Raw genomic sequence first — 6,343 nt, 5'->3', positions numbered from 1 at the left:
CGCTCGTTGGCCGGTCGCCCGCCACCAAAGGCTCGCGCTCGGCCCCGTCGTCATTGAGGTGCGGCGCCAGGAGCGCCACCGTGGGCGCGTCAAACAAGGCGCGTAACGACAGGCCGGCTTTCAATGACTTGTTGATGGCGGTGACGAGGCGCATGGCCGACAGTGAATCGCCGCCCAAGTCGAAGAACGACTCGTCGATCCCGACCCGTTCGAGACCGAGAACCTGTGCGAAGGCGCCGGTGGCGGGGCGGGGTTGGCGTTGGGGGACTTGCAGGTGTCTCAGGTGCCGATCGCCACCGGCCCCCGCCAGGTTCTGCCACGCCAACATCACCTGCACAAGCGGATGATGAGCCAGCGACCGAACCGGATTAAGCCGCTCAACCAGGACCTCGAACGGCACGTCCCGATGCTCGAGGGCGGCGAGACCCTTATCACGGGTCTGGTTCAGCAACTCCGCGACCGTGGGGTTCCCGGTGAGATCCAGCCGCAGCACCAGGGTGTTCACGAAGAAGCCGACCAATTCGTCGAGCGCGGGATCATCTCGACCGGCGGTCGGAAAGCCCAGCACTACATCGGAACTCGCGCTCAGCCGAGACAGCAACACCGCCAACGCCGCCTGAACCACCATGAAACTCGTCGCATTGCACTCCCGGGCCACCGCACGCACCCGCTGCTGCAACCCCGCCGGCCACTCCACCGCCACCGTCGCCCCACACTGATCGGCCACCACCGGATAAGGCCGATCCGTCGGCAATACCAACCGCTCCGGCATCCCCGCCAGCGCATCCTCCCAAAACGCCAATTGCCTGCCGATCGGACCACTACCGTCATCGAGATCACCGAACTGCGCCCGCTGCCACAACGTGTAATCCGCATACTGGACCGGCAATTCACGCCAGTCGGGTGGCTGGCCGCGCTCGCGCGCCCGGTAGGCCACGCTGATGTCCCGCACCATCGGAGCCAGCGACAACCCGTCAAAGGCGATGTGGTGCAGAACAATTCCGATCACATGCCGCTCCGGGCCGACCGAGTACACCCGCACGCGAATCGGGATGTCAGTCGATAGGTCGAAGCGATGGCCGGCCAGGGCCGTCAACGCGGCGGGTATGTCCTGCTCGGGCAACGACGCCACGGCCGCGTCCCCGCCTTGCCACATACCGCTTCGGGCCGGCAACACCCGCTGGAACGGGACGCCGTCGGCATCGGGGAATATCGTGCGCAGAGACTCGTGGCGGCCGATGACGTCGTCGAGGGCCGCCCCAAGGGCCTCTACGTTCAACGGCCCGCTGATCCAAAACGCGGTGGGCATGTTGTAGGTCGCGGCGCGGTCCCGCCATTGCTCGAGGAACCAGAGCCGGCTCTGGGCGAACGACAGCGGAAGGACAGCGGGCCGGTCGCCCGCCACCAAAGGCTCGCGCTCGGCCCCGTCGTCATTGAGGTGCGGCGCCAGGAGCGCCACCGTGGGCGCGTCAAACAAGGCGCGTAACGACAGGCCGGCTTTCAATGACTTGTTGATGGCGGTGACGAGGCGCATGGCCGACAGTGAATCGCCGCCCAAGTCGAAGAACGACTCGTCGATCCCGACCCGTTCGAGACCGAGAACCTGTGCGAAGGCGCCGGCCAGCACCTCCTCCACCGCAGTGACCGGGGCGCGAAATCGGCTGGCATCGCTGTATTCCGGCGCGGGGAGGGCTCGCGTGTCGAGTTTGCCGTTGACCGTCAGCGGCAACGCAGCCATCACCACGACCGCGGACGGCACCATGAAGCCGGGCAGCCGACCGGCCAGCGCGGCGCGCGCGTCGGCCGCGTCGATCGTGCCGGTGACGTAGCCGACCAGGCGCGGGGCGCCGGGTTGGTCTTCGCGGGTGATCACCGCGGCCTGATCCACACCGTCCAGCGCGGCCAATGCGGCGCGGACTTCGCCGAGTTCTATGCGGTATCCACGAATTTTGACCTGCTCGTCGGCGCGGCCCACATAGTGCAGTTGCCCGCTCGTGTCCCAGCGCACCAGATCCCCGGTGCGGTACATGCGCCCTCCGGGCGACCCGAACGGGCAGGCGACAAACCGCGACGCGGATAGGCCGGCCCGCCGCCAATACCCGACGGCCACGCCGCGGCCCGCGATATACAGCTCGCCAACGACATCGGCGGGAACCGGACGTAACCATTCGTCGAGGACGAACGCCGCCGCCCCGGACACCGGCGCGCCGATCGGCGGCACGCCCGAGTCCGGCGTCAACGGCGCACTTCTGGTCGCGCACACGGTGGTCTCGGTCGGGCCGTAGCCGTTGACCATAAGCCGTCCCGGTGCCCATCGATCCACGACCTCGGCCGGACACGCTTCGCCGGCCACCAGTAGCGTTGTCGCTCCCAAGTTTTCGGCGGGTAGCGCTGCCAGGGCCGAGGGGGTTTGGCTCAGCATCTCTACCCGCTCGTCGATGAGCAACGCGCGGAAGTCGTCGGGCGAGCCGGCCACCCCTTCGGGCACCACCACCAGCCGGCCCCCGAACAGCAACGCACTCCAGATCTCTTCGACAGAGGCGTCGAAGGCCAACGAATGCCACTGCGCCCAAACCAGTCCGGAAGGGTTGAGCGATCGCAGGAGCTGAGTCACGTTGTGGTGGGTGACGGCGACGCCCTTCGGAACACCGGTGGTCCCGGAGGTGTAGATGAGGTAGGCAATGTCGTCGGGTGCGGGCGGAGGCAATGCGGCACCGGGTTGAGTGGCTACGTCGGGGTGCGCGATGTCGACGACGGTCGGCTCGCATCCGTCGAGCCGCGGCCGCAGTTCCGCAGTCGTCACGACGGCGATCGGGGTGGCGTCGGTGAGCATGAACTCGATCCGCGCATCAGGCAGACCCGGATCGATCGGCAGATACGCCGCCCCGGTCTTGAGCACCGCGAGCATCGCGATGACGGCGTCGGGCGAACGGGCGAGCAGCAGAGCCACACGTTGCCCGCGGCCCGCGCCCCGACCGATCAGGAAACGGGCCAGTCGATTAGCGGCCTCGTCGAGTTCCCGGTAGGTCATCGAACGGCCTTCGAAGGTCAACGCCACCGCCGCCGGCGCTCGCGAAACCTGATCGACGAACAGCTCCGGAATCGACGCGGGCTCGGGTGCCCGCTGGGTCAGCACCGCCCGGTTGCCCCACCCATCAAGCCGCGCGTGCTCGTCGGCGCCCCATGGGTCGATCGACAGCAGCCGACGTTCGGGGTCGCCGGCCATCGCGGCCAGCACCCGCAGCAACCGTTCGGCCAGGTCTGCGACGGCGAAGCCCGCAAACAGCTCCCCGGCACCCTCGGTGCCGAACAGCAGTTGGTCACCGGCTGCGGAGAAGAACAACCCGAAGCCATCGGCGAGACCGGAATTGGTGTATGACGCCGAGGCCGCCACGCCGCCGAAGTCCAAGGCGAGCACAGCGGGAAGGAAGTTGACGCTCACCCGCTGGGCGAACTGCCGGGGGTCGCCGGAGCGTGCCTTGCGTTCCAGTGCCCGCACGGGAAAGCGCTGATGTTGCAACGCTTCACGTATTCGCGCATCGACGTGGCGGCAGAAGTCACCCACCGTGGCATCCGGCGAGAGTTTCAAAACCAGCGGAACGACGCCGGAGACCATGCCGGGAAGCGTCTTCGATTCCGGGGTGACCCGCCTGCTCACCGGGAAGTCGAGCACCACCTCCGAACCGTTGTGACTCCAGGCTCGCACCAACAGGGCGCACGCGGCGGTGATGACCGATGACCGCGGCATTTCCCAGGCGTGGGACAACTCTTCGACTCGGCGAATGACCGCGGGATCCAGCTGGACCGGCGCCGAGGAACGATATGGACCGCGCTCACCGGCACCCCGCCGCAACCACCGATCCGGTCCGTCGCCGGATGGCAGATTCTTCGACCAGTACGCCTGATCCTCGAGGTAGTCTGCCGACGCTTCGTACTCCGATTCGCATGCGACCAGGTCCGCCAGCGAGCCGAAGAATGGGGACGGCATGGGCGCGCCCGCGATGACTGCGGAGTAGATGGTCGCGATCCGATGGCCGACGAGGGCAATGCCCGACGCGTCGGCGACGATGTGGTGACAGCAAGTGAACCAATAGAATTCGTTGACGCCCGTCTGGAAGAGCGCGAACCTGAACAGCGGTCCGGTGAAGGGCATGGGCGTGCGCTGAATCGACGCCGCGATCTCCTGGGCCTTCCGCACGGGATGATCCGAGCCGCGCAGGTCGTGGAAGGCGAGGTCAACCTCCGGGTCGTCAATCGACTGCTGCAGGACCTGGCCGTCATCCGAAAAGAATGACGTCCGAACGGGTTCGGCCTCCCGAAGCGCCCGGCGGATCGCCCACTCGAGGGGCTTGCGCTCCACGCGTCCTTCGATTTTGACGAAGAGGCCAAGTTGCCAATCGGTGCGGGACCGGCCCGTTTCCTGTGCTAGCCAGATGTCGAGCTGTCCCCGTGTCAAGGGGAGCGCGCGCTCGTCAAATTGCATCCATCACCCCCCGGAATCAGGCGACTTCCGCGGGTGCCAGTTTTTCGCACAACAGCCCCGCCAGACCACGGATCGTGATGGTCGAGATGTCGGCGGACGGGATGCGAACCCCCGTTTCGGTTTCGATGCGAGTACGTAGTTCGAGCGCACCGAGTGAGTCGAGGCCGTATCCGGACAGCGGCCGATCCGGATCCACGCTGCGACGCAGAATCAAGCTGACTTGATCGGAGATCAGTCGCCGCAGCGAGGCCGGCCACTCGTCCATGGGCAGCTCGTTGAGCTCGGCGCGGAGTTTGCTTGTGCCCGTTGCGTCGCCGACGGGGCGAAACGCCTCGGTGAACGGGCTGCGCTCGGTCAACAGCTTCAACCACGGTGCGCCCGTGATCGGCGCGTAGCCGGTGTAGGCGCGGTCGTGACGCAGCAGCGCATCGAACGCGTACGCGCCCTCCTCGGGCCCGATCGCCATGCCCGAGCTGTCCGCCAGGGCGGTGGCGCGCCCGATCCGGGCCCAGGGACCCCAGCCGATGGTGATAGCCGGCAGGCCCTGAGCCCGCATCCAGTGGGTGAAGGCGTCCAGCCAGCTGTTGGCCGCGGCGTAGGCGCCCTGGCCGGGAGAGCCCAGCAGGGCGGCGGCCGACGAAAACGAGCAATACCAGTCCAACGGCTGGTCGAGCGTGGCGGTGTGGAGGTGCCACGCGCCGTGAACCTTTGGGCTCCAATCCCGCTCGACGAGTTCTGCGGTGATGTTGACCAGGGTGGCGTCGTCTACCACCGCGGCCGCGTGCAGCACACCCCGCACCGGGAGGCCGGTGGCGGTCGCGGTGGCAACCAATCGGCGCGCGGTGCCGGGTTCCGCGACGTCACCGCACTCCACCGTGACGTCGGCGCCGCTTGCCCTGATGCGCTCGACCGTTTCGATGGCATCGGGCGTCGGCTGCGAACGTGAACACAGCACGATGCGCCCGCAGCCCGCCGCCGCCATCTTCTCCGCCAAGAACAGACCAAGGCCCCCGAGGCCCCCAGTGATGAGGTAGGCGCCGTCGCGGCGGAAGACCCGGGCCTGCGCCGGCGGCACCGGCACACGTCGGACACCGCTTCTCGGTATGTCGAACACGACGTTGCCGGTCTGTCCGCCGCCCGCCATGAGACGAATCGCGTTGTCCGCGTCCGCAAGCGAGTAGTGCGTGGTGTCGGGCATCGGTAGGGCGCCGTCGGCGATCAACCGGTACACAGTGCTCAGCAGGGTGCGCACGCGATCCGGTTCGCTCGCCGACAGCAGCGCCATGTCCACGGTGTGGAATGCGATATTGTTTGCGGGGATTGGTCCCAGCCGGGCCTCCCGATGGCTGATGTCGATGAATCGGCCACCCGGCGCCAGCAATTCGAGCCCGGACCGTTGGGTGACGCCGGAGCCCGAGTTGACCACGATGTCCAAGCCGTGGCCGCCGGTGTCGCGACGGATCAGGTCGGCGAAGTCCGTGCTGTGCGAGTCGTAGACGTATCCGATCCCGCTGTCCCGCAGAAGTTGTCGGTGCGTCTCGTTGTCGGCGGCGGCGAATATGTCGGCACCCGCCGCGCGAGCCATCTCAATCGCCGCTTGCCCTACCCCTCCTGCCGCGGAGTGGATCAAGACGCGATCATCGGCCTTGACGTGGGCCAGCTCATGCAAGGCGTGATACGCGGTGGTGTGCGTGGTGGACGCCGCGGCGGCCTGGCCGTCGGAAAGCCCCGCCGGCAGGGCGACCGCCAGTCGCGCATCGCACGTGACGAAGGAACCCCAAGAGCCGCCGCCGCACAACCCTCCGACTCGATCGCCGACCGTATGGTCCGCGACGCCTGCTCCGACCGCCGTCACCGTCC

The 6,343-nt window shown here is 67.6% G+C and carries 2 protein-coding genes; both read right to left on the bottom strand.

Features of this window, described 5'->3' with window-relative positions; genetic code table 11:
* The coding region (locus A5701_RS24295) for a non-ribosomal peptide synthetase (RefSeq protein ID WP_156670253.1) at positions 1–4,483 on the bottom strand (4,483 nt) is incomplete at its 3' end.
* 16 nt (positions 4,484–4,499) lie between these two features.
* Positions 4,500–6,343, bottom strand: a 1,844-nt coding sequence (locus A5701_RS24290; RefSeq protein ID WP_156670252.1) for an SDR family NAD(P)-dependent oxidoreductase, incomplete at its 5' end; no start/stop codon positions are given.

The sequence above is a fragment of the Mycobacterium sp. E3305 genome (assembly GCF_001666785.1).
In the GTDB taxonomy this organism is placed as follows: domain Bacteria; phylum Actinomycetota; class Actinomycetes; order Mycobacteriales; family Mycobacteriaceae; genus Mycobacterium.
Note: the sequence above shows the minus strand (reverse complement) of the source record. Positions and strands in the feature narration are given on the sequence as shown.